Origin of the sequence: Halopseudomonas sp. (assembly GCF_047631575.1) — a bacterium.
Classification (GTDB): Bacteria; Pseudomonadota; Gammaproteobacteria; order Pseudomonadales; family Pseudomonadaceae; genus Halopseudomonas.
The window spans coordinates 199,793-224,442 of the sequence record NZ_JBLIAB010000005.1; the positions used below are offsets into that span (position 1 = coordinate 199,793).

Below are 24,650 nucleotides of genomic sequence, written 5' to 3' on the forward strand. Positions count from 1 at the left end.
ACCATGAGCGAGCAATCAACCAAACGGGACGGCCTCAGCAGCGAACTGGAAGAGCTGGTTTCTACCAGCGATACCGGAGCGCGAAAACCCAAGGGTTTTCCGGGCAAGCTGATCGTAACCGTTGCTGCTGCCTGGTCGCTTTTTCAACTCTGGATCGCTTCTCCGTTGCCTTTTATACTCGGTTTCGGGGTCTTCAACAGCACTGAGTCCCGATCCATTCACCTGGCCTTTGCCGTTTTTCTCGGCTTCCTGTCATTTCCAGCGCTAAAACGCTCGCCCCGAGACAGGGTACCTGTTCCCGATTGGATTCTGGCCTTCGCAGCCTCATTCTGCGCCACCTACATCTATATTTTCTATACCCAGCTGTCAGCTCGACCGGGCAATCCGACAACTCTTGATGTCGTGATCGCGATTACCGGCTTGCTATTACTGCTGGAGGCTACTCGCCGAGCGCTTGGTCCGCCTCTGATGATCGTAGCGTTAGTATTCATCGTCTACTCCGTTGCCGGCCCTTACATGCCCGGCATCCTGGCCCATCGCGGCGTCAGTATCGACGCCTTGGCCAATCACCAGTGGCTTACCTCCCAGGGGGTGTTTGGTATTGCATTGGGGGTTTCGACCAGCTTCGTCTTCCTCTTCGTTCTGTTCGGAGCACTACTGGACAAGGCCGGGGCTGGCAACTACTTCATCAAAGTCGCCTTTTCCCTGCTCGGACACTACAAGGGCGGCCCGGCCAAGGCGGCTGTGGTCGCCTCAGCCATGACCGGATTAATCTCTGGCTCCTCAATTGCCAACGTGGTCACAACCGGCACCTTCACCATCCCGATGATGAAACGGGTAGGCTTTTCCGCAGAAAAAGCAGGTGCAGTAGAAGTCGCCTCGTCGGTCAATGGCCAGATTATGCCGCCGGTCATGGGCGCGGCCGCGTTCCTGATGGTCGAGTATGTGGGTATATCCTATGTTGAGGTGATCAAACACGCTTTTCTACCCGCGCTTATCTCCTATATCGCACTGGTTTATATCGTCCACCTTGAAGCCATGAAAGCGGGTATGCAGGGTCTGGAAAGCAGCAATCCACCACGCCCACTGGTACGCAAGATGATCGGTTTTCTCACCGGTCTGATCCTGCTTATGGCGCTGTCCTTTGCCGTCTACTTCGGGCTTGGTTGGCTTAAGCCAATGTTGGGGGACAGTGCCGGCTGGGTGATTGGCGCAGCATTGCTGGCAGTCTATGTCGGTCTATTGAAGCTCGGCGCGCAGTACCCGGAACTGGAACTGGACGACCCTAACTCGCCTGTCGTGACGTTGCCGCAAATCAGGCCCACGGTTTTATCTGGGCTGCACTTCATCCTGCCGGTTATCGTGCTGGTCTGGTGTCTGATGGTCGAGCGCTTGTCTCCTGGCCTGTCCGCTTTCTGGGCAACGGTCCTGATGATTGTGATCATCCTTACGCAGCGTCCACTCACTGCCATATTCCGGGGCCAGAGCAAGCTAGCACATGATCTGCGTGAGGGCCTGGATGACCTCTGGCAGGGCCTGGTGGCCGGGGCGCGTAATATGATCGGTATTGGTATCGCCACTGCCACAGCGGGCATCATCGTTGGCGCTGTGGCGCAGACGGGCGTCGGTCTGGTGCTGGCAGACCTGGTCGAAATACTGTCGATGGGCAATCTGATGCTGATGTTGATGCTCACTGCCGTTCTCAGTCTGATTCTCGGCATGGGTCTGCCGACAACCGCCAACTATATTGTTGTCTCAGCATTACTGGCGCCAGTGATCGTGACCCTTGGTCAGCAAAATGGTCTGATCGTACCGCTGATTGCCGTCCATCTTTTCGTGTTCTATTTCGGCATCATGGCTGATGTAACCCCTCCCGTTGGCCTTGCGTCTTTCGCCGCTGCTGCGGTGTCCAACGGCGACCCTATCCGCACCGGCTTTCAGGCGTTCTATTACAGCCTGCGTACCGCTGCCCTGCCCTTCCTGTTCATCTTCAATACCGATCTGCTGCTGATTGATGTGGGCCTATGGAAAGGGCTGCTGATCTTCGTGATAGCGACCGTGGCGATGCTGATCTTTGCTGCGGGCACCCAGGGATTCATGATCGTGCGCAATCGCTGGTACGAAAATATTCTATTGTTGCTGGTCGCCTTCACCCTATTCCGGCCCGGTTTCTGGATGGACATGATTCACGACCCCTACGAATCCGTACCACCAGCCGAGATAGCCCAGGCACTGGATCGGGTGGACGAAGGAAGCAATCTGCGCATGCAGATCGAGGGTCTTGACGATATCGGCAACCCACGCCAGTTCTACCTATTGGTGCCTGTGCCTGACGGCGCCAATGGCCAGGAAAGGCTGGATGAGCTGGGTCTGACCCTCATGCAGGAAGGCGATCGCACGCTGGTAGATATGGTCACCTACGGTAGCCTGGCAGCTGATATCGGGTTTGATTTCGACCAGGAAATAACCGAGATTATGGCGCCAGTGGACCGCGTAGCAAAGGAATGGATGTGGATACCGGGCATGCTGCTGTTCCTGCTAATCGCAGGCCTGCAGTGGCGGCGTCGGCAACCTGATCAACAGATCAACGCCTGAGGAGACGAATAATGTACAAAAAAATCCTGCTACCGATCGATCTCAATCACGAACCTTCGTGGAGCAAGGCACTGCCCACCGCCTTGCAGCTCTGCAGAGATTATGGCGCTTCGCTGCACATAGTAACGGTGATCCCGGATTTCGGTCTTCCGCTGGTAGGCGGGTTTTTCCCACGTGAATATACCGAGAAAGCCGAGGAGGCCGTTACCGAGAGGCTGAAGGAGTTCGTGATAGAAAATATACCCGAAGAGATCGAGGTTCAGCGGATTGTGACTGACGGAAAAGCCTATGAAGCCATACTTCGAGTAGCCAAACAGCTGAAGGTCGACCTGATAGTGATGGCCTCACACAAGCGCAAGCGAGCCGAAGACTATATTCTCGGCACCAATGCAATGCGGGTGGTTCAGCAATCCAAGCGCTCGGTCATGGTCGTGCGTTAAACCTGCTGCCCCAGCATTGTGCGTATCGCCACAATTGAGTGCAGGTGCGCAGCTTTTAACCCCGTGATCCCTTGAATATCCGAAGTAAACAAGATGGCACAAGCTGTGCATCATAGAATTACACAAGGCTTATATACCAATAGGCGCGATACACACATAGCAGGCTGTCAACGACGATAGCTGGCTACCCGACCGATCGGGAACCGGACAAAGGCGTCCTACCGCACAGCGCGGTGGGATGCCTTTTTTGTTTTGCGTTCACGCAACGGAGCAGATGATGCAGAAGCTCAAACTGGTAATGGTAGGTAACGGCATGGCCGGGGTGCGTACCCTTGAAGAGCTACTCAAGCTGGCCCCGGATATGTACGACATCACCGTATTTGGCGCCGAGCCTCATCCCAACTATAACCGCATCATGCTCTCACCCGTGCTGGCCGGCGAACAGACCTTTGAGGACATTATTCTCAACGATCTGGACTGGTATCGGAATAACGGTATCACCTTGCATACCGGCCGGCGGGTGGTGAAGATAGATCGCCGCCGTTGCTGTGTGACTGCCGACGATGGCACCAAGGCCGAATACGACCGGTTGTTACTCGCTACCGGCTCCAATCCTTTCAAGCTGCCCGTTCCAGGTAACGACCTGCTGGGGGTCATCGGTTATCGCGATATAGCCGACACAGAACTGATGATAGCCACAGCCAGCACCCACTCGCACGCGGTCATCATCGGTGGCGGCCTGCTGGGCCTGGAAGCGGCTAACGGTCTTAAAATGCGTGGTATGGATGTCACGGTAGTCCATATCGGTGAGGGCCTGCTCGATCGTCAGCTGGACTCGACTGCTGCACGACTTCTACAGAACAACCTTGAGCAGCGTGGGCTGAAGTTTCTGTTATCCCAATTCACTAGCGAACTGATCGACGACGGCCGTGGCAGGGTCGCCGCCGTGCGCTTTAAGGATGGTCGCGAAATTCGGGCTGATCTGGTGGTGATGGCGGCTGGCGTGAGGCCCAGCACGGAGCTGGCTGAAAGCGCTGGCCTGGCCTGTGACCGGGGCATTCTGGTCAGCGATACCTTGCAGACTTATGATCCAAAAATCTACGCCATTGGCGAGTGCGCCAGCCACCGGGGTATCGCCTACGGCTTGGTCGCGCCGCTGTTCGAGCAAGCCCGCGTGTGCGCCAACCATCTGGCCATGCTTGGCTATGGACGCTATAAGGGCTCAGTAACCTCGACCAAGCTCAAGGTAACCGGTATCGATCTTTTCTCGACCGGCGACTTCAAAGGCGACGAGGACAGCGAGATCCTCATCCTGTCCGACCCCTTAGCCGGTGTATACAAAAAGCTGGTCATTCGCGACGATGTTCTGGTGGGCGCCTGCCTCTATGGCGACACTCGTGACGGTAGCTGGTATTACTGGCTGGTCTCAACTAAAAAGAATGTGAGCAGCATTCGTGATTATCTGATGTTCGGCCAGGCCATCTGCCCAGCCGAGACCCCAGCAGACACGGATAGCATGGAGGAAGCCGCCTGATGCTGCGCACCACAGCGTCCACCTGCTGCTATTGCGGAGTCGGTTGCGGCGTCCTGATCGAACACGATGATAAGACCATTCACGGCGTTAGCGGTGATCCCGCTCATCCTGCCAACTATGGCAAGCTCTGCAGTAAAGGCTCGACGCTGCACAAGACCGGTGACCTCACAGCACGTGCCCTCTACCCGGAGCTGCGCCTGGGTAAAGGTATGGCCCGTGCCCGCACTGACTGGGATACCGCCATGCAGCATGCTGCGGAGGTGTTCGGCCAGACCATCGCCGAACACGGTCCAGACAGTGTGGCGTTCTATATCTCCGGACAACTCCTGACCGAAGACTATTATGCGTTCAACAAACTGGCTCGCGCCCTGATCGGCACCAACAACATCGATAGTAACTCGCGGCTGTGCATGTCCAGCGCCGTGGTCGGCTACAAGCGCAGTCTTGGCGCTGATTCACCCCCCTGCTCCTATGAAGACATAGAGCAGAGCGACTGCCTGCTGATTATCGGCAGCAATATGGCTTACGCCCACCCGGTACTGTTTCGCCGGCTGGAGCAGGCGCGGACGGCAAATCCGGACAAACGCATTATCGTGGTCGATCCGCGGCGCACTGACACGTGCGATATAGCCGACATCCACCTCGCCGTGCAACCCGGCACCGACGTCGCGTTACTGCACGGCATATTGCACATTCTGATCAATGAAAGCTGGGTCGATCGGCCGTTTATCGACGCGCACACCAACGGCTTCGACGCGCTGCAGAGTCTGGTGCGCGACTACACCCCGGCGTTCGTGGCGACTGCCTGCGGCATCGACGAGGCAGATTTGCACCGTGTTGCACGAATGATAGGCATGGCTCCCAGCTTCCTATCCCTATGGTGTATGGGTATGAACCAGTCCAGTTCCGGTAGCGCCAAGAACAGCGCGCTGATCAACCTACACCTGGCTACCGCCCAGATCGGCAAGCCCGGGAGCGGACCGTTCTCACTGACGGGCCAACCCAATGCGATGGGTGGCCGCGAGACCGGCAGCCTATCGAATCTTCTGCCAGGCCATCGCGAAGCAGGCAATGCCGATCACCGCGCTGAAGTTGCCGAGTACTGGGGGGTCGACGCCTTGCCCGACAGTCCTGGTCTCAGCGCTGTAGAGCTGTTCGAAAGTGTGCGTCAAGGGAAAGTCAAAGCCCTATGGATCGCCTGCACCAATCCTGCCCAATCCATGCCCGATCAGAATCTGATTCAGGAGGCGCTCACCCTCTGCCCCTTCGTGGTTGTGCAGGAAGCCTTTGCGACCACCGAGACCTGCCAATACGCTGATTTACTTCTGCCAGCCGCCAGCTGGGGCGAGAAAACCGGCAGCGTGACCAACTCGGAGCGGCGTATCAGCCGGGTACGCCCCGCTATAGAAGCACCCGGCGAAGCCCGTGCGGACTGGGCCATAGTCTGCGACTTGGCCAAACGGCTGGAAAAACGATTACGGCCGGGCCAATCCAGCTTGTTTGAGTTCGACCGACCCGAGGCATTGTTTGATGAGTTCATTGGACTCACCCGTGGTCAGGATCTGGACTACAGCGGTCTGAACTATCAGCTCATCGACAGCCTTGGCCCTCAGCAGTGGCCCTTCCCGTCGGGTGCACAACACGGCACCGCTCGGCTCTACGTTGACGGGCAATTCCCGACTGCCGACGGTCGCGCTCGATTTGTCACCGAGGCCTACACCGGCCCCAGAGAAACCCCCGATGCACACTTCCCTCTGACGCTCAATACCGGCCGCCTGCGTGACCAATGGCACGGAATGAGCCGCACCGGCACTGCCGCGCAGCTTTTCGGTCACGTGGATCAGGCCCAGATCAGTCTGCATCCCGATGACTTGCGTCTGCACCAAGTAGCCGACGGCCAGCTGGTGCGCGTTGCAGGCCGCCGTGGCGAACTGGTCCTGCCGGTGCAGGCGGATAACACACTGTTGCCGGGCCAAGCGTATATCCCGATGCATTGGGGCGACCGTTTTCTTCGCGGCGGCGGCGTTAATGTACTGACTCAGCCGGCATGTGATCCGCTATCCAGACAACCCGAACTCAAACAAGCCACGATCAACATCACGCCAGCAAGACTGCCCTGGGAGATGTTCGTTCTGGTGGAAGGTGACACTCAAAATCGTTTCAGCGCTCTGCGAGCCCTGTGCGAGGATCTGCCATTCGCCAGCTTCAGCCTGACCGGGCGCGAGAGGCCAGCACTGGTGGTACGTGCAGCCCATAGTCAGGGATGCGCGGCCGACTGGCTGGCAAATGTGGATACAGTGCTAGGGCTGGGTGAAGGTCCCGTGCTTGCCTATGACGACTCCCTCAAGGCAATCAGCAAGCGAATCAAAATCGAAGACGGCCGCATCACTGCCCTTCGCCTGTGTGGCGAGACCCAGGCCCGCCACTGGTTGAGCAATCTCTGGCACAGCGGTGAGGCTCCGGAGAATATGCGTCGCTGGTTTTTGGCGCCGTTGAGCGCGCCGCCTGGCGGGGCTGTCGGCAGAGCAGACAAGGTGATCTGTAATTGCATGAATGTCAGCCAGAACCGGATCCAAACCAGCATCGATAACGGCATGGATCTGGCTGGCCTCAAAGCCGAGCTGGGTTGCGGAACCGAGTGCGGCTCCTGCGTTCCTGAAATCAAAGGATTACTGAGCCGCGCCAAAGAGGCGGTATGAGAGCCCCATCACACTACCCTGCGGAGACAACCCCATGAGCCCCCTAGTCCATCTGGTAGGTGCAGGCCCCGGCGATCCCGAATTGCTGACCCTCAAAGCCGTGCGCATACTCGGGCAGGCCGACGTGGTCATGGTCGATGACCTGGTTAACCCGGCGATCCTTGAACACTGCCCCCAAGCGCAATTGGTGCGCGTGGGTAAGCGCGGCGGCTGCCGCTCCACCCCCCAGGTGTTCATCAACCGGCTGATGTTACGCTATGCTCGCCAGGGCAAACGGCTTGTGCGTCTCAAGGGCGGCGATCCCTGCATATTCGGACGTGCTGGCGAGGAGGCGCAATGGCTAGCCGAGCGCGGTATTGCGTCGGAAACGGTCAATGGCATTACCGCCGGCCTGGCGGCTGCCACGCAGTGCGGCATCCCGCTAACGCTGCGCGGCACCAGCCGGGGTGTGACGCTGGTCACCGCTCATACGCGCGATGACAGCGATCTGAACTGGCATGGCTTGACGCAGGGTGGCACGACGCTGGTGGTATACATGGGTGTCGCCCGCCTGCAACAGATCCAACAGGGATTGCTCAAGAGCGGCATGCCTGCCTCGACGCCGATCGCCATGATCGAACGAGCCAGCCTGCCCGATCAGCGCCAGCATGCTTGCATTCTCGCCGACTTATGTAGCCAGGCAGCAAGCTTCGGCCTGAAAAGTCCGGCCGTGCTGGTAATCGGGGATGTGGTGGCCGCCTCAATCATGCTCGCAGGGACCGCGCCAGTCGCATCGCTCGCCCAGCACATCGATGGCGCAGAGAACCTGAGCATTAGTGCCTGATCGCGCATGCAATCAAACCAACAGCGCCGAACAATAATGCCCAAAAGTTTAAAATCAAATACTGCTCAGAGCTGATCGAGCCAACTCAGTAAATCAGCGTGGGGCATGGGCCTGAAGTAACAGTAAGACGTCGTAACAGCTGATTGCGCTGCATTGCCAGATTCGTCATGCGCTGGGTAATGATCAGCAACATGCCCACCAGCAGAAGAAAAACGAATTGAATGGCAGCCAGAGCGCCGCCAGGCCCAGCAACATCGTTGCGGCTGACCATTATGTGCAACTGCCAGGACTCGCCGTCTTTCAGATCCAGGCTTCGGGACTGCACAGGCAGAAAATCACTCTCGCCGGGGGGACCGACAATTGTCTGCCCGCTTCGCTCGATTCGAAGCTCAAAGGGTCGCAGCTGGTAACCGAGGTCATTGGACACCAATATTCGCAGGTCCAACCCTGAGGCCAAAATCCACGAGTCAATACCAATTGCCAGCGGCGTAAGCAGAAGCCCATAGCTGCCTGACAGGCTTTGCAGGCTCGCTTTATTCTCGTCTGTAATAGCGCTGCGCGCCTCACCTGCTGTTGCCTTGACGCGGGTCAGCAGCTGATTGATGGCAGTAGAAGATGCACCTTGAGCCTGCGTGAGCATGACCGCTTCGTTCTGTTGATCCAGCAGAGCAATAAACTGGAGATCGGGATGGTCACGTAGATAGCCACCAGACTCCTGATCCCAGGCTGCTTCGGAGGGTAGCGCAGCGTTTAATTCCCAGCGCTCGCCCATTCTCTGCATCAGGCGTATTCGCGCATCCAGACTGCGAATCAAAGATTGCTCGGCAGCGTCCAGATAACGTTCGCCGCTGGTTTGCAGGTGACGGACATCGCTTTGTGAAAGTTGGTGCCAGGTCAGCCCCGCGGCAAAGGCAGCCGCTATACCGACAGCCAGGCTTAGGCGCGATAAAAAGAATAAGGCCCCAGGTTGAAGTAGACTCTGACCCAACACCGCGAGACCGATCATACCGATCATCAAAATCGCCAGCAGATTGGTGGAGAACCTGAAGCCCGCCGAAAATGGAATCACAGCTTCGCCCAGCATGCTGGCGAACTGAAGCAGAGCCACCAGCAACATGACCGCTGCTACCGTCCTTGCAGCCCATTTGCCTGGGCGGTTCGTCGCCATCAGCGCAAGCGCAGGCAGGAGCATGATCACCGCAAGAGAATCACGCATACGCAGAAACCCGCTGATAGCGGACACGCCTTGACCCTCACCGCCCGCTAGCCACGAATGAAGCAAAGTATAGACACACAGGGCGGCAACACCTGAAGCGGGTAACAAGCGCCACCAGGCAGATCGGCTCAAAGAGCCCAGCAACGTCGCACCGAAAAGGATCGATAACAGGGCAGTGTCAGGCAGTAACAGGACGCTGGTTAGTCCAGGGTCGGTTTGCAGGAAGAAGTCGACCCCGGAAAAAATACCCAGCATAACCAGCCCGCAGCCAAGCATGAATACATAGGCCTGGATGAGAATGACGCGGGTGATCAAGGACGTAACCTGAAGATGACACTAGAATGATCAGCGTTGCGCCGCATGAGCAGCAGCCGGTCCGGGGCGGACGATCTTCTCATTGTTGTACTCCGCATTATGCGGCGCCGAAATCATGACGCCATATTTCTGCAATGTACCAAAATGCTATCAGGGCCAGCCATCACTCATTTCGATTAGTACTCTATTATTCTACTTGAACGCATCAAGCATGCGGCCCATCGCTTGATGAATAACACTCACGGCCTTCAAAGGACGGACCATCACTTTGAAATCGATGATCTGACCAGCATCGTTCCACTCGATCATGTCCACACCGTTGACCGTTACACCCTCAATTTCTGTCTGAAATTCCAGCACTGCATGTTGGCCCTGAACGACCTCACGCAGATAAAAAAAATGTCCCGGCTCGTTCAGGACTTTCATTGCGGCCATGAGGTACAACCGCGTTATTTTCTTGCCAACCTGCGGCGTATGCACAACGGGCGAATGGAATACCACGTCGTCGGCGAGCAGGCTGTCGAGTTTTGCAGGATCCTGGTTGCGCACAACATCGTGCCATTGTTCTACTACCTTACTCACGGTGTATTCCTTTTATTTGTTCTTGTAAAAACCGCTTATGGCGCATCTTCACCGTCATCGAGCTCAATCGATTCCCGTTGCTGATCGGCCCAAAGCCGAGCGTAGGCTCCCTTGGCAGCCAACAATTCACTGTGACTGCCCTGCTCCACAACACGACCTTGATCCAACACCAGTATACGCTCAGCATGCACGATGGTAGAGAGACGGTGGGCTATCGCCAGAGTGGTACGTTTGCTGGCAACCACATTAAGCGCATCGAGGATCAGACGCTCGGCATGGGTGTCCAGTGAGGATGTGGCTTCATCAAGAATCAGAATAGGTGGATCCTTGAGCAGCACACGGGCTATCGCTATGCGTTGTTTCTCACCACCGGACAGTTTCAGGCCCCGCTCGCCAACCTGAGTAGCGAGCCCATCCGGCAAGCGTTTGATCAGATCCTCCAGTTGCGCCATTTTTACCGCAGCCCAGATTTGCTCTTCGCTTGCACCCGGCTTGCCATAAGCGATGTTGTAGCCGATAGAATCATTGAACAGCACGGTATCCTGGGGAACCACGCCTATAGCCCTGCGCAGGCTGTCCTGAGTCACACTTCGAATATCCTGACCGTCGATCCGGATGCTCCCGGCGCCTACGTCATAAAACCGAAACAGCAGTCGCGCCAGCGTCGACTTGCCCGCGCCACTTGGACCAACGATTGCCAGCGTATGGCCCGCCGGCACCGACAGACTGACGCCTTGCAAAATGGCCCGCTCAGGGTGATAGGCGTGCTCGACGCTATCGAATTCAATGCCACCGCCCACGATTCTCAGTTCTCCAGCATCCGGCGCATCGGCAACCTTGACCGGCGCCTCCAAGAGGCCGAACAGGCGCTCAATATTAGTCAGTGCCTCACGAATTTCACGGTAAATGAATCCCAAAAATCCCAAGGGTATAAACAGCTGTAACATATACGCATTGATCATCACCAGTTCGCCCAGCGTCATGTCGCCGGCCGCTACCTGATTGGCCGCCATCACCATCATCAGCGTCACAGAGCCTGCAATAATCAGTGCCTGTCCGGAGTTCAACGCCGCCAAGGACAAACGGTTCTTCATCCGCGCGGCTTCCCAGCTTTCCAGATGACGATCATATTCGTCTGCCTCGAACCGCTCGTTACCGAAGTACTTGACCGTTTCGTAGTTGAGAAGACTGTCCACTGCTCGCGTATTGGAGCTGTTATCCAGTTTGTTGCTTTCACGCACGAACCTATTGCGCCACTCGGTACACCAAATTGAAAAAACGCCGTAGAGCAACACTGAGCCGAGTACGGTTAGCGCATACATAGGACTGAAGTTGATCAACAAAATCACTGAAATCAGACCGATCTCGAGGAGCGTCGGAAGAATATTGAACACCATGAATCGCAGCAGAAAACTGATACCACTGGTACCACGCTCTATATCACGCGCCAGTCCACCGGTGCGCCGCGAAAGATGAAAGCCCAGATCAAGCCTGTGCAGATGCTCAAATACCCGCAGCGATACGCGCCGCATGGCCCGTTCAGCTACGCGAGCAAAAACTGCATCGCGCAACTCGGAAAAGAACACTGAACCAAAGCGCAGTAACCCGTAGCCGACCAGCAAGGCCACCGGCACCAACACGAGGACGTCGGCGGGATTCTCGAAGTGATCAACAATCAGCTTGAGCGACCAGGGCACCGCCACTCCAGCCAGCTTGGCCAATATCAGGAAACCCATAGCCAAGGCAACACGACCGCGAAACTCGGTGAGGTAAGGAATCAGGCTGGTGATAATGCGCCAGTTGACCGGCCCGCCGTTATATTGACTATCTGTATTGGGACGCACGCGTTTCCTCGCAGGTTTTCGTTAGAGAAGAATAATAAAGCCGGAGTCCCGTGAGGGAACTCCGGCTTCGATCAAACCAGCGGACTGATCAGAAGACTCAATCTTCGTGGGGGATCGGATCGCGATTGACGTCCCAGCCCACCAGCAAAATGGTTGCCAACACGCCAAACAGCAGCCCGACCCAGGGCTCGAAAAACGCCAGACCGGCACCAATTAATAACACAGTACCGCGCGAGGTGTTGTTTTGCGGAATAGCCATGGCCACATAGGCACAGGCGAAACCGGTCAGCACCAGCGTCAAGGACAGGGCAATACCCAGCAAGGGCTGTAGACCCGTCAGCAGCGGCAAGATGAAGAACATGATCGGCAGGCCCATCAGGTAATACGAGGCCAGACCGCTGTGCAGACTGTTCATATTTTCTTTGCCCAGTTTCCAGCGCTGCACAATAATCACCTGCACGCCCGTCCACATAGTGCCTTGAGTGGGGAAGAACGGCGCCGTGACACCCATCACCGCATTACGGATCGCCACAGAGATGTGCGTGCGGGTGGGATTAATGTCAATATGCTCGTCGTGGCGCGCAGTCAAGCCGTCTCGAATAACCTCGTTACCAGTCACCATGTCACCGAACAGGATCACATAGGTGATGATTGCCAGCGGAATCCCTTGCAGGAACATTTCCAGACTTGGCCAGCCAATCGCGAAGGGCGACATTTGCGCCCAGGCATCACCCACGGGCGGAATCAGGATGCCCCACTGAATATTGTAGGTTACCTCGCCGACCATCGGGCCCACGAGCGCCGCAATGATAAACCCAGGCAGCAGACCCAGCGCGCCAATAATGGCGAACGCCTTGTACTTTAACTTGAGTTTTTGCATTGGCAGCGAAAAAGCGAAGATCAGGCACACGGCGCAAGCCAGCGTGATCGCAATCGGTTGTTGCAGCAAAAAACGCTCGGCGTCATCGACAAACACGCGTTTGAGTGCGGCAATGGCAGCGCCCAGAATGATGCCAGCTTTCAATGTGTCCGGCAGCCAGAGCACAAACTTCTTGCCTAATCCAGTTATGCCCAGAATAAACAACAAAGCAGCAAAGTTAAGCGATAACGCCGTCATGGCCTGCCAGCGCGAAACGGGATCATCGTAACCACCCAGCACATAAGCCAGCACCAGCGGCAGCGCCGGTGTAATCCAACCCGGTGCATAGGGTTCACCGAATATGATGATTGCAGAGGCAATGATCGCCGAATGGATCATCGATACGGCTACGGCCTCTTCAAAACCAAGCCCGAAAAACTCCATCATCAATGGCACCAGTGCCAAACCGGTCGCCGCAGCCACAAAAAGGCCCTGCATGGCTTCCTGCCAGTATAAACGGGTGTGGTAAAACGGCACCCGGAAGGTAAACAGACCCCAGCGCCAACCGGGTTGTTCGGGTTTTGACATAGCAGACTCCATGGGCTCGATTTTATTGTTGTGAGACAGGCGCACGTGAAGGGCGCCTGCCCGCGTTGGAGCCATTATGCAGCCACAGCGAATAAATGGGCATAGCTTCCGACACCTTGAAACAACCGCGTTACAAGACTTCGCAAATAGACTGATACATCACATCAACCACTGCGATGCCCACCAGGCGGCGGCTGCAGCGCAAAACAAGCACAAGCAAAAAATGCCACAGCGGATACTGCAAACTACTTACCAGTCATCACCGCGGTGAATAGCAATCAAGAGCCGCTCACAGCCAAGCCTATTGCGCATCCGCAGCCGCCTCTTCCTGTTCCAGACGCTGCTTCACTGCATCCGGCGAGCTGGTACCGCGGGCAAGCAAACTGTACAGCAGCGGTATCACGAACAAGGTCAATACCGTCGATACACTCACACCAGAGACCACAACGATGCCGATGACCGACCGGGTCTCAGCCCCCGCTCCGAAGGCGATTACCAGCGGGATCGCCCCGGCCACCGTAGTCGCCCCAGTCATCAGGATCGGCCGCAGACGCAAAGTGCTCGATTCAATCAGCGCTTCGTCAAAGGACTTGCCGGCATCACGCAACTGGTTAGCAAATTCAACAATCAGAATACCGTTCTTGGCTGCCAGACCAATCAGCATCACCAAACCTATCTGGCTGTAAAGATTGAGACTGTTATCGGTAATCCATAATCCAAACAACGCGCCGCCTATCGCCACCGGCACACCGAGCATAATGATCAGTGGATGCACAAAACTTTCGAATTGCGCTGCCAACACCAGAAACACCACCAACAATCCCAACATGAAAACGAACAGCAGCGAGCCGCCAGCCTTGCGCAGATCAAGGGATTGGCCCTTGTAGTCAATAACCAAGGTTTCCGGCAGGTGCTCACGGGCCAGTTGTTCAACATGATCCAGCGCATCACCCAGTGCCACACCGTCGGCCAAAGAGGCATCGATGGTGATGGCTCGATTGCGATTGTAACGATTGAGCGTGGTCGACCCCGCGTATTCCTTGATGCTCACCAGGTTAGACAACGGTATCAGCTCACCGGTGGTGTCGGATCTGACGTAGATATTCTTCAGCGAACTGACGCTGCGCTGATCTGAGCGCTCACCCTCGAGTATCACGTCATACTCTTCGCCGTCATCGATGTAGGTCGTCACCCGCCGCGAACCCAGCATGGTTTCCAGGGTACGACCGATATTACTGATGTTGACCCCCATGTCAGCTGCGCTGTCATAGTCGATGACAATCTCCAATTGCGGCTGGGTCTCCTTGTAATCGGAATCAATATTCACCAGCCCAGGGTTATCTTCTGCAATCTTTTCCAACAGCGTGTCACGCCATTCCGCCAGTTGTTGATAGTCGCCAGCGCCGCCAATCACCAATTGAAAAGGCTGCGACTGGCCACCAGCAAAACCCTGACGCATGACCGGAAAAGCACGAACACCGCTCAAGTCGGCAAGGTCCTTCTGCACATCGCCCATGATCTCCCAGCCACCTCGTCGGCCAGCCCAGTCTTCGAGAACCACAATCACAAGTCCGGTATTGAACGTAGTGACCGTGCCAAAGGAGCGCGGTGCGCGCACCAACAAACGTGTCACCTCGCCCGTCTCTACATACTTCATCATCCGTGACTCGATCTCGTCCATATAGTCGGTCATGTACTCGTAGGTCGCGCCTTCTGGGCCGTTAACGATAATGAAAAAGGCACCCCGATCTTCCCGTGGGGTGTATTCCGATGGCAACTGGGTGAACAGCCAGCCACTGAAACCAAACAGGGCTACCACAGCGAGAAGCGACACCCACTTCCAGTGCAGTACGACTTTCAGCATACGCGCGTACAGCCGCCTACTGGTCACCAGCGTACTGTCGACCCAGCGGCTCAACCGGTTCTCATCGCCCCGGGATTTGAGCAGCTTTGACGCCAACATCGGAGACAACGTCAATGCTACGAAACTGGAAAAAGCCACCGCAGCGGCCATGGTCAGAGCAAATTCCGAAAATAACCGGCCAATATCACCCTGCAGAAAAGCAATGGGGACGAATACAGCGATAAGGACCAGTGTGGTAGAGACCACCGCGAACGCTACCTGACGTGAGCCTCGGTAAGCTGCCACCAGTGGCGTCTCACCCTCTTCGTCTATGCGCCGCCGGACGTTTTCCAGGACGATGATGGCATCGTCAACGACCAGACCAATCGCCAATACCAGCGCGAGCAGGGTCAGCAGATTCACCGTAAAGCCAAACAACAGCAAAGCGATGAAGGTAGCCGTCATCGATACCGGCACCGTTACGGCAGGAATCAGGATCGCGCGCGGACTGCCAAGGAACAGGAAGATCGACAGCACCACCAGCACGAGCGCAATGCCCAGTGTGGTGTATACCTCCTTTACTGCCCCTTCAATGAATATCGAGCTGTCGAAGCTAGGCAGAATTTCCATGCCTTCTGGCAGGGTGCCGTTCAGCTCCTCGACCAGCGCGAAAGAAACCCTCGACACTTCCAGGGTGTTTGCTGTGGATTGCCGCTCCAGACCGATACCAACCATCGGCACGGTATTACCACGGAACAGGTTGCGATCTTCTTCGGTACCGCGCTCCACGCGCGCCACATCGCCCAGGCGCACCAGATAGTTATCCGGCCCACGGGCAATGACCAACCGTGAAAAATCATCTGCTGTCTGGAACGAACGGGCGACCCGGGCAGTGAACTGGCGACTACGCGATTCGATCGAGCCAGCGGGTAGCTCGACGTTTTCTGCACGCAACGCCGCTTCCACATCGGCGGCGGTCAAATCACGAGCGGCTAGCGCTTGCCGGTCAAGCCAGACCCGCATCGCGTAGCGCTGTGAGCCACCAACCCTAACCCGGGCAACGCCTTCCAGCGTGGAGAAACGGTCCACCAAAAAACGCTCAGCATAGTCAGTCAGTTCGGGCAGGGTCAGCCGCTCGCTGGTCAGGTTCCACCAGATGATGACTTCCTGGTTGGCATCAAGCTTTTGTACCTCAGGCGGATCCGCTTCTGCGGGCAAGTCATCGAGGATGCCCGAGACCCTGTCGCGAATATCGTTAGCCGCTTCGTTGACATCCTTGCTGATAGCAAACCGTACAGTAATCTGCGAGCGGCCGTCCTGACTCTGGGATTCGATGTACTCAACCCCTTCCACTCCGGCGATACGCTCTTCCACAATCTGGGTAATCTGCGAATCAACCACGCTTGCCGCCGCACCGCGATAGTTGGTTTCCACCGTAATAACAGGGGGATCGATATCGGGATATTCACGCAGGGGCAACATACTGAACGCCACCAACCCGAAGATCACCAGCAGTAATGCCAGTACGCTGGCAAATACCGGCCGCTTGACCGAAGTATCGGAAAGAATCATTGCAAGGCTCCGGTGGGGTCAGGGGGTGGCGGAAATAACGGCCCGGGGAGACTCACCCGCGTCCAGCTCAGCTTTGATGCTAATCGCTTGTCCGGGTTGCAGACGGAAATTGCCGTGGGTGACCACTTTATCTCCGACGCCAAGACCCCTAGTAATCTCGACCAAGCCGGGCTGCCGCAATCCGGTTTGCACTTGCTGCCGGCGGACGGTAAATCCCTCACCTGCGGACTCGGCGACCATCACAAACTGATTACGACCAAGGGGCAACAGGGCTTCCTCGGGAATCATCACTGCCTGACGCGGGTCACTGCGCAGATCGACAGTCATCAACATGCCCGGTTTGAGGCGACCATCGGCATTATCAATGAGGGCGCGCACACGTATGGAGCGGGTAATCGGATCTACCTCGTTATCCAGACTGGCTACTTCACCCTTGAACAGCTCGTCTCCGTAGGCGCGGCTGGTGGCAACTAGCTGCTGCCCGGGAGCAATTTGCGCCATGAGCGTTTCTGGAATACTGAAATCGAGCTTCATTACCGAGTCATCATGCAGCGTAGCTACCGGCATACCGGGCGCCACCAATGTGCCTACGCTGACCTGACGCAAACCTACCACACTGTCAAAAGGCGCGCGTATGAGCCGGTCAGCCAGACGTGCCTGAACTGCCTGCTGCTGAGCACGAGCGATATCCACCGCCCGCGTCCGGTCGTCGAGCTCCTGACGCGACAAGACCCGACTCTCGACCAACTGCCTGGCCCGGGACAACTGGCGCTGGGCATCAACGAGACTGACTTCGGTTTCCTGCATTTGCGCGAGCTGTTCACTGTTGGTTAGTTCAACCAGCACATCCCCTTGCTTGACGCGCTGGCCGTCGTCAAACCGAATACGCGAAATGGTTGCGGTAATGTTCGTGCTGATGACTGCGGTCTCGTTCGCGTAGAGCGTTCCGAGTGCCTCAATCGGGTTAGCTATCTGCTGGCTTTCAGCGGCCACCACGATTACCGGCAAAGGCGGCTGTGTAGCCTGCTGAGAAAACACGCCCACGGACCAGACGCTGGCCAAGGTTGCCAACACCGCCTGCCTGAAGTTCACCATCCGCTTCTTCCTGTCGTTAAGGGTTGCCATGCTCGACATCGCTTACATACGTACCCAAGCAAAAAAAAATCAAGTGCGCAATCAGGCCCCGAAGGATCAGGCTTGCCCACTCTGAACTGCTGCATAATATGTGAAACAAGCCGTACGACGCATGTCCCAGCTTACACCGATCTTTTATTCCGTCATGCTGTAGGACAGAAATCGGTGCATAGCATCAAAAGCACGCTCGGCAACAATCGGATTGTACTCAGCCTGACCAGGCATTTTAGCCGTCGGATCAGTGAACGAATGCACTGCCCCACCGTAGCTATTCAATTGCCAGTCGACCTTGGCGTTACGCATCTCTTCGGTAAATGCCTGTACCTGCTCTTGGGGCACATAGGGATCATCTGCGCCGTGCAGCACAAGTAACGGGGTACGTATGGCCTTGGCATCCGCCGAATCGGGCGTGTCGAGATTACCGTGAAAAGATACTACACCCTGCACGGGTGTACCTGAGCGGGCCAATTCGAGCACTACCCCGCCGCCGAAACAGAAACCGATCGCGCCAATATTCTCGACATCAAGAGCGATTGTGTCGGCCTGCGTCTTGAATACCTCGAGCGCCATATTGATCCGTTTACGCATCATCTGCCGATCACTTCGCACAACACCCGCTGCTCTGCCTGCCTCGTCGGCATTTTGCGGGCGAATGTCGGTGCCATACATATCGGCAACGAAGACCACATACTCGCTGCCCCCGGCACGATAGGCCTTCTTCGCTGCGTTCTCAGTCACACCCATCCAGTTAGGCACCATCAGCAGGCCCGGGCGTTTAACTTTAACGGCGTCGTCATATATCAACAGACCCTGGTATGCCTGACCCTCGATTTCATAGGCTATCGGCTTAGTGACCATCTCAGCGTGGGCAATACCGCCCATACCTATCGCAGAAGCGATCATCATCGTGGACAGTGCCTTTTTCATGTGCTGTTCCTTGAACCCATAATTTAAAACGAGCATAGCGTTTACCGCTCTCGACAAGGGCCATATCACATCTTGTCAAAAAATATTTATGCACCTAAACAAAAAAGTCCCGTCAAACTGAGTCTGACGGGACTTGAACACAACGCTGAACTTATTTGCTTAGTTCTACCAGCAATGCGTTCAGACGACGCACATAAGCACCCGGATCCTGCAGACTTTCACCGGCTGCAAGAGCCGCCTGGTCGAACAGGATGTGGCTAAGATCACCAAAGCGGGCTTCGTCCTGCTCCTGGTCAAGCTTTTCCAACAGCGGGTGCGCCGGATTGATTTCCATAACAGGCTTGGTATCGGGCGCCTTCTGGCCAGTCGCTTCGAGGATCTTGCGCATTTGCAGACCCATACCGTCCTCGGTAACAACGAGAACCGCAGGCGAATCGGTCAAACGATGTGACACCTTGACGTCATCCACGCTGTCCTTGAGTACTTCCTTGATCCGCTGGACAAGATCAGCCTTGGCCTTAGCCGCCTCTTCCTGCGCCTGCTTGTCTTCCTCGGCATCCAACTTGCCCAGATCAAGGTCGCCGCGTGCGATATCGACGAAATCCTTACCCTGATACTCGTTAAGATGGCTCATCAACCATTCATCTATACGGTCGGTCAGCAGCAACACTTCGATGCCTTTCTTACGGAAGATCTCAAGATGCGGACTGTTCTTGACCTGATTATAGCGTTCGCCGGTCAAGTAGTAGATCCTGTCCTGACCTTCCTGCATACGCTCGATATAGGTAGCCAGGCTGACCACTTCGGAATCATCATTCTGCTGGGTTGAGGCAAAACGCAGCAGACCCGCGATTTTCTCACGATTAGCAAAATCTTCCGCAGGTCCTTCCTTCATGACGCTGCCGAAATTTTTCCAGAAAGCGGCATATTGCTCAGGCTCTTTCTTGGCCAGCTTCTCGAGCATGTCGAGCACGCGCTTGGTCAGGGCCGACTTCATACTGTCGATGGCCGGATCTTTCTGCAGAATTTCTCGGGAAACGTTTAAAGACAGATCATTGGAATCAACTACACCCTTGATGAATCGCAGATACAGCGGCAGGAACTGTTCCGCTTCATCCATGATGAATACACGCTGCACATAGAGTTTGAGCCCGCGAGGTGCCTCGCGCTGATACAGATCGAAAGGGGCACGGGCAGGCACATACAACAGGCTGGTATACTCAAGCTTGCCTTCAACCTTATTGTGGCTCCAGCTCAACGGGTTCTCGAAGTCATGGGCAACATGCTTGAAGAACTCTTGGTACTCCTCATCGCTGATCTCTGTACGTGAGCGGGTCCATAGCGCGCTGGCGCGGTTGACCGTCTCCCACTCCAGTTCGGCTACCTGCCCCTCTTCTTCGCCCTGCTTCTGCTTGGGCAGTTCAATGGGTAGCGATATGTGATCGGAGTACTTCTTCACCACGTTGCGCAGACGCCAGCCATCGGCGAACTCTGACTCGGCCGCTTTCAAGTGCAGCACGATGCGCGAGCCACGCTCAGCCTTTTCCACTGTCTCGATAGTAAAGTCACCCTCACCTGCCGACTCCCAGCGCACACCCTGCGTTTTGTCCGCACCGGCACGACGGGTAAATACCTCAACCTTGTCAGCAACAATAAAGGCGCTGTAAAAGCCGACACCAAACTGACCAATCAGACTCGCGTCTTTTTTCTGATCACCGCTGAGCTGTTGCATGAATGCCGCAGTGCCGGATTTGGCGATGGTGCCCAGGTTCTCGATCACCTCTTCGCGGGACATGCCAATACCATTGTCCTCGATCGTCAGCGTGTTGGCTGTCTCATCGGAGCTGATACGAATCACAGTATTGGGCTGATCTTCGAGCAAGTCGGGCTTGGCAATGGCTTCGAAACGCAATTTATCTGATGCGTCGGACGCGTTGGAAATCAGCTCGCGAAGAAAAATCTCCTTGTTCGAGTACATCGAATGAATCATCAAATGCAGTAACTGTTTGACTTCGGTCTGAAATCCGAGCGTTTCCTTATGGGCTTCCACGGTCATCTTCGGTTGTCTCCCTGTAGTTAACAAAGGGCGCGGCATCATGGTCGCGCTGATGAGCTCTTAATGGGGACAACGGGAAAAATTTCAAGGCAAACAGATTATTGCGATGATCGGTACCGCACCTGCAACGCTGCCACATCGGCTGGCTGAAAATGGAAATCCATTTGGTTGGCACCACTGCTTTGCGCTAGGACTATGCGACGGTCTTCACTGATACCTTTGAGCCGGCCTTCATACCGGCGACCCGCCTGGGTCGTCAACCTCAGTTGCTGTCCGGTAAACAGCTGAGGCTCATCCAGCAAGGCAAGCACGCTTACGTCCTGCCACCGGCTCGAAGCCTGCGATCGACTTTTTATCGGTTGCTCTTCTGCCAACTCCGGTAGCGATGGCGCTGCAGTAGTCAGAGCAGATGCAATCTCTGATTGTGCAAGATCAGCCAGCCAGGCAGGTGTGACTTCGAGGATAGTCTCGCCGCTGACCAGGGTTGCTGGACGGGTTGGCAGATGCAGGCGCAACCGCACCAGAACCGAATCGCCCGGCTGGGGGATAAAAGCGAGACTCAAGGTGTAATCATCAGTCACCCGCATCAGACCCGGCTCGCTTAGTGCACCGGTATGCCACTGCAACAGGAGCTCAGGCCAAGGGCCAGTATCACCCGGCAACCGCTCGACCGTAGGGGACTGGAGCAAGGCAGGCGCCCCACCCAAACGAATCGCCAGAGCCCGACGCACGCGCTGCGGCGCCCCTTCTTCGAATACCAGCTCACTGCCCCGCCAGAACACCCGCTCAGCCGTAAAGGGTTGCCCCAGAAGTGTTCCCTCCACACCGGAACTGGCACGCAATGGCTCAGCCCATTCGCCATTGAGTAACTGGCGGAACCGCTCTGGCTGATCCTTCTGCAGTAAAGTTATACCACCCAGAAAAAACAGCAGACCCACTACCATAGCCAATCGTGGCAACCGCGCATAACCCCGACCACGCATTATCAGCGTAACAGGAGCGGCCAGAACCGCGAGCATCAGACGCCCGATGGACAAAATACGTGCAGCCACGGCCACCCAGATCCAGCCTAGGACTACCAGAAAGATACCGCTGATGATCAACAAGGCAGGCATGTAGTGATGACACTCCGGACCAGGTACGCGGAAAACAACATCCTGGTCAGACCAGTTTGAAGTGAGCCCTTGCAGTTGCAATGGGTTCATTCGAACGGGTCTGCCAGGCAGTTATTGCAACATTACCCACTCGTCGACCCTGACGCCATACTTGGCAAGTGGCGTAGGTGTCCTTAAACAGTCCCGCACGCAAATAATCAATCGAAAAATCGATGATCTTGGGGAATACAGAGCTGTTCATTGAAATCATCAGGTGCAACATGGCCGATTGCTCCATGAACCCGGCAATGACGCCGCCGTGAAGTGCCGGCAATACCGGATTACCGATATTATCCTTACTGATAGGCAGATGGAATATGACTTCCTCCCCCAGATGCTTGAGCTCCAAACCGATCATCCGCGCATAGGGGATAGCCTCGATCAAAGGTGCGTAATTTCCGGTGTCATGCCCCTGTCGCATCAGCTGTTCAATGTGTACTGGCTCTTCGATCATTCCTTGACTCCATTGACGCCGCGCGCGAGCGTGCCATCGGACGCGGGCTTACCCATTCGCATAAAAGTGCCGACCACATGGGCAATAGGTGCGTTACGGTCGTCCTGGTAGGCAATACCGCGAGTGAAGATGACAGTAGAGCTAATCCGGTAGCATTCGGCAAAACCGAAAATATCTTTATTCGGTTCTGCCGGATGCATGTAATCCACACGTAAATCCAATGTCGGACAAATCTCGAATTCGGGTAAAAAACAGACAGTTGAAATACCACAGCAGGTATCCATCAACGTAGTGATCGCTCCGCCATGGACTATACCGGTCAATGGATTACCGACAATGGCATCGCTATAGGGCAACTTGAGTATCAGACCCTCTTTGTCGGCATGCTCTACGCTCATGCCCAGCATCTGGCAGTGCCGCAGCACCGAAAGAAAATTACGACAGCGTTTCTCGATATCACTCATTCGGATTCTCGATCAGAGCACAGGGGATGGGCGGCATAGTACCGATATAGCCAGGCATACTCCAGCGGCGAGCTTGTGTGTGTTCGCTTGCGTGACCCATGACAGAACTATTTTGCCCAAGACAGAACTAAATGAATGACCACGTCTTAAAACCCAGTGGGCAAGCAAATATCAGTAGTACTAAAAACAACTAATATTATCGAGGATCACATCTTGCCACTACCGAAGCCTCAGTCTAGATTATGTAGCGGTTGCATAATGTGTGAATCATAATGGATGTTTAAATCAAGGAAAATACGATGAAAAAAATCGGCGCAATGGCTGTTTTAATGGCAAGTTTGGGTTTACTGGCTGCCTGCGAGCAGACACCCGAAGACAAGATGGAAGACGCGGCTGAGTCAATGGAACAGGCGGCTGAAGAGGTCGGTGAAGCCATGGAACTGAAGGCGCAAGAAATAACCGGTAGCGAACGTACAGCCGGCGAGAAGATGGAAGACGGTCTGAATGACGCTGGTGAAGCCGTAGGCGAGGCGTATAAAGATAGCGCAGAATATATTAAGGACAAGGCTGGTGACGCAGCAGATGCAACGCGTGACGCTGCTGATTCCATGGAAGAAAGCATGAACGAGTAATTCTCGTGACACACCCTGCATGCCTACCGAGGCATGCAGGGTGTAATCAAGGCCCCGAACGCATTTTTATTCAGCAACATCCTTCTGCATTAAACCACCTGTTGGGCTGTACATCATCGCGGCCAGTACGCGTGAATGAAATTCTCGCTTGTAAAGCACCCATACCACGCCTGCGCTGGTCAGCATGAACAGTAACGGATTAATGAACCACGTCAGTCCAGCCAGCGCAAAATAGTATGCCCGCAGCCCAAGATTGAATTCATTTCCAGCCATCGACAGAACGGACGCAGCTCTGGCGGCATACGCCTTACGCTGAATCTCCGACACCTGTTTTTCACCCACCAGCGGTGCAGAGCCCAACAGTACAGAAGCGAAATTATACTGCCGCATGCCCCATGAGAATGTGAAGAACGCATAAACGAAGATGCCCAGCATTACCAGCAACTTCATTTCCGACATCTGCCTACTCACCTCAGCGACAAAGGGTATGTCCTGCAACAAGTTCTGCGCCCGATCAGTAGCCCCCATCACAGTGATGATGCCCGCGAGGATCAGCAAGGTGCTGGATGCAAAGAACGCCGTGTTACGTTCTAGATTACCAATCACGCTGGCGTCGGCAATGCGCTGTTCACGCATCAACAGACGCGACATCCAGTCCTGGCGGTACAGGTGCAGGACACTGGCCAGGCACGCAGTATCCCGCGCCTTGTGCCGCGCATAATGCGTATAGCCTACCCAACACAGCAGGAACCAGACAAAAGCGAGCAGATTAAGCCAGGTCGAGCCGGCATCGGGCAGAGTAAGTTGCGAGAACATTCAAGCACACCTTGTCAGAAAAGGATTGTCGCCCGGATTTAGACAGAACACCGGAGGCTTCCAGTATAGCCAGCATCGGAGCGGCCAGCATCAGCCATAAAAA

17 protein-coding genes and 1 pseudogene are annotated in these 24,650 nt (G+C 55.6%); 6 read left to right on the forward strand and 12 right to left on the reverse strand.

Annotated features, from left to right (window positions below; translation table 11 throughout):
* Nucleotides 1–3 precede the first annotated feature (3 nt).
* The 5 genes and pseudogenes from ACJAXR_RS11380 (at nt 4) to cobA (ending at nt 8,091) form a co-directional block, all read left to right on the forward strand.
* On the forward strand, nt 4–2,595 hold the full coding sequence (locus ACJAXR_RS11380; RefSeq protein ID WP_415058391.1) for a TRAP transporter permease: 2,592 nt from the start codon (nt 4–6) through the stop codon (nt 2,593–2,595).
* Nucleotides 2,596–2,606: 11 nt separating this feature from the next.
* Nucleotides 2,607–3,035 carry a universal stress protein gene (locus ACJAXR_RS11385; RefSeq protein WP_415058392.1) on the forward strand — a complete coding sequence of 143 codons (429 nt, stop codon included), beginning with the start codon at nt 2,607–2,609 and terminating at the stop codon, nt 3,033–3,035.
* A 277-nt stretch (nt 3,036–3,312) separates the two neighbouring features.
* Nucleotides 3,313–4,512: pseudogene (locus ACJAXR_RS11390) on the forward strand (NAD(P)/FAD-dependent oxidoreductase); the annotation flags it as partial.
* A 56-nt stretch (nt 4,513–4,568) separates the two neighbouring features.
* Nucleotides 4,569–7,268 carry a molybdopterin-dependent oxidoreductase gene (locus ACJAXR_RS11395; protein ID WP_415058393.1) on the forward strand — a complete coding sequence of 900 codons (2,700 nt, stop codon included), beginning with the start codon at nt 4,569–4,571 and terminating at the stop codon, nt 7,266–7,268.
* A 34-nt stretch (nt 7,269–7,302) separates the two neighbouring features.
* Nucleotides 7,303–8,091: a uroporphyrinogen-III C-methyltransferase gene (gene cobA / locus ACJAXR_RS11400; RefSeq protein ID WP_415058394.1), complete on the forward strand. Its 789-nt coding sequence runs from the start codon at nt 7,303–7,305 to the stop codon at nt 8,089–8,091.
* 85 nt (nt 8,092–8,176) lie between these two features.
* On the opposite strand, the gene ACJAXR_RS11405 is transcribed toward cobA, so the two are convergent.
* The 11 genes from ACJAXR_RS11405 to ACJAXR_RS11455 all read right to left on the reverse strand — a co-directional run bounded on the left by ACJAXR_RS11405 (nt 8,177) and on the right by ACJAXR_RS11455 (nt 23,099).
* Nucleotides 8,177–9,622 (reverse strand): hypothetical protein, encoded by a 1,446-nt coding sequence (locus tag ACJAXR_RS11405; protein ID WP_415058395.1) that lies wholly within the window; start codon nt 9,620–9,622, stop codon nt 8,177–8,179.
* Between the two features lie 192 nt (nt 9,623–9,814).
* Nucleotides 9,815–10,204 carry a nuclear transport factor 2 family protein gene (locus ACJAXR_RS11410; protein WP_415058396.1) on the reverse strand — a complete coding sequence of 130 codons (390 nt, stop codon included), beginning with the start codon at nt 10,202–10,204 and terminating at the stop codon, nt 9,815–9,817.
* 35 nt (nt 10,205–10,239) lie between these two features.
* Nucleotides 10,240–12,048 (reverse strand): ABCB family ABC transporter ATP-binding protein/permease, encoded by a 1,809-nt coding sequence (locus tag ACJAXR_RS11415; protein WP_415058397.1) that lies wholly within the window; start codon nt 12,046–12,048, stop codon nt 10,240–10,242.
* A gap of 97 nt (nt 12,049–12,145) precedes the next feature.
* Nucleotides 12,146–13,495 (reverse strand): hypothetical protein, encoded by a 1,350-nt coding sequence (locus ACJAXR_RS11420; protein WP_415058398.1) that lies wholly within the window; start codon nt 13,493–13,495, stop codon nt 12,146–12,148.
* Between the two features lie 301 nt (nt 13,496–13,796).
* On the reverse strand, nt 13,797–16,910 hold the full coding sequence (locus tag ACJAXR_RS11425; protein ID WP_415058399.1) for an efflux RND transporter permease subunit: 3,114 nt from the start codon (nt 16,908–16,910) through the stop codon (nt 13,797–13,799).
* Between the two features lie 18 nt (nt 16,911–16,928).
* Complete coding sequence (locus tag ACJAXR_RS11430; RefSeq protein WP_415058400.1) at nt 16,929–18,005, reverse strand: efflux RND transporter periplasmic adaptor subunit; 1,077 nt, start codon at nt 18,003–18,005, stop codon at nt 16,929–16,931.
* A gap of 174 nt (nt 18,006–18,179) precedes the next feature.
* Complete coding sequence (locus ACJAXR_RS11435; protein WP_415058401.1) at nt 18,180–18,971, reverse strand: dienelactone hydrolase family protein; 792 nt, start codon at nt 18,969–18,971, stop codon at nt 18,180–18,182.
* A 151-nt stretch (nt 18,972–19,122) separates the two neighbouring features.
* Nucleotides 19,123–21,027, reverse strand: coding sequence for a molecular chaperone HtpG (htpG, locus tag ACJAXR_RS11440; RefSeq protein WP_415058402.1), 1,905 nt, complete (start codon nt 21,025–21,027; stop codon nt 19,123–19,125).
* Nucleotides 21,028–21,125: 98 nt separating this feature from the next.
* Nucleotides 21,126–22,142 (reverse strand): hypothetical protein, encoded by a 1,017-nt coding sequence (locus ACJAXR_RS11445; protein ID WP_415058403.1) that lies wholly within the window; start codon nt 22,140–22,142, stop codon nt 21,126–21,128.
* 46 nt (nt 22,143–22,188) lie between these two features.
* Nucleotides 22,189–22,635: a PaaI family thioesterase gene (locus ACJAXR_RS11450; protein ID WP_415058404.1), complete on the reverse strand. Its 447-nt coding sequence runs from the start codon at nt 22,633–22,635 to the stop codon at nt 22,189–22,191.
* Complete coding sequence (locus ACJAXR_RS11455; RefSeq protein ID WP_415058405.1) at nt 22,632–23,099, reverse strand: PaaI family thioesterase; 468 nt, start codon at nt 23,097–23,099, stop codon at nt 22,632–22,634. The genes ACJAXR_RS11450 and ACJAXR_RS11455 overlap by 4 nt, the downstream gene beginning before the upstream one ends.
* A 299-nt stretch (nt 23,100–23,398) precedes the next feature.
* On the opposite strand from ACJAXR_RS11455, the gene ACJAXR_RS11460 reads away from it, so the two are divergent.
* Entirely contained in the window at nt 23,399–23,731 is a 333-nt protein-coding gene (locus tag ACJAXR_RS11460) for a hypothetical protein (RefSeq protein WP_415058406.1), read from the forward strand.
* A 66-nt stretch (nt 23,732–23,797) separates the two neighbouring features.
* Here ACJAXR_RS11460 and ACJAXR_RS11465 read toward each other — a convergent pair whose 3' ends face one another.
* Nucleotides 23,798–24,547 (reverse strand): DUF599 domain-containing protein, encoded by a 750-nt coding sequence (locus ACJAXR_RS11465; RefSeq protein WP_415058407.1) that lies wholly within the window; start codon nt 24,545–24,547, stop codon nt 23,798–23,800.
* Between the last annotated feature and the right edge of the window lie 103 nt (nt 24,548–24,650).

Bases quoted from the DNA above. Each gene is read 5' to 3' on its own strand.
- ACJAXR_RS11380 (WP_415058391.1), top strand. From the start codon at position 4: ATGAGCGAGCAATCAACCAAACGGGACGGCCTCAGCAGCGAACTGGAA.
- ACJAXR_RS11385 (WP_415058392.1), top strand. From the start codon at position 2,607: ATGTACAAAAAAATCCTGCTACCGATCGATCTCAATCACGAACCTTCG.
- ACJAXR_RS11395 (WP_415058393.1), top strand. From the start codon at position 4,569: ATGCTGCGCACCACAGCGTCCACCTGCTGCTATTGCGGAGTCGGTTGC.
- cobA (WP_415058394.1), top strand. From the start codon at position 7,303: ATGAGCCCCCTAGTCCATCTGGTAGGTGCAGGCCCCGGCGATCCCGAA.
- ACJAXR_RS11420 (WP_415058398.1), bottom strand. From the start codon at position 13,495: ATGTCAAAACCCGAACAACCCGGTTGGCGCTGGGGTCTGTTTACCTTC.
- ACJAXR_RS11425 (WP_415058399.1), bottom strand. From the start codon at position 16,910: ATGATTCTTTCCGATACTTCGGTCAAGCGGCCGGTATTTGCCAGCGTA.
- ACJAXR_RS11430 (WP_415058400.1), bottom strand. From the start codon at position 18,005: ATGGTGAACTTCAGGCAGGCGGTGTTGGCAACCTTGGCCAGCGTCTGG.
- ACJAXR_RS11435 (WP_415058401.1), bottom strand. From the start codon at position 18,971: ATGAAAAAGGCACTGTCCACGATGATGATCGCTTCTGCGATAGGTATG.
- htpG (WP_415058402.1), bottom strand. From the start codon at position 21,027: ATGACCGTGGAAGCCCATAAGGAAACGCTCGGATTTCAGACCGAAGTC.
- ACJAXR_RS11445 (WP_415058403.1), bottom strand. From the start codon at position 22,142: ATGCCTGCCTTGTTGATCATCAGCGGTATCTTTCTGGTAGTCCTAGGC.
- ACJAXR_RS11450 (WP_415058404.1), bottom strand. From the start codon at position 22,635: ATGATCGAAGAGCCAGTACACATTGAACAGCTGATGCGACAGGGGCAT.
- ACJAXR_RS11455 (WP_415058405.1), bottom strand. From the start codon at position 23,099: ATGAGTGATATCGAGAAACGCTGTCGTAATTTTCTTTCGGTGCTGCGG.
- ACJAXR_RS11460 (WP_415058406.1), top strand. From the start codon at position 23,399: ATGAAAAAAATCGGCGCAATGGCTGTTTTAATGGCAAGTTTGGGTTTA.
- ACJAXR_RS11465 (WP_415058407.1), bottom strand. From the start codon at position 24,547: ATGTTCTCGCAACTTACTCTGCCCGATGCCGGCTCGACCTGGCTTAAT.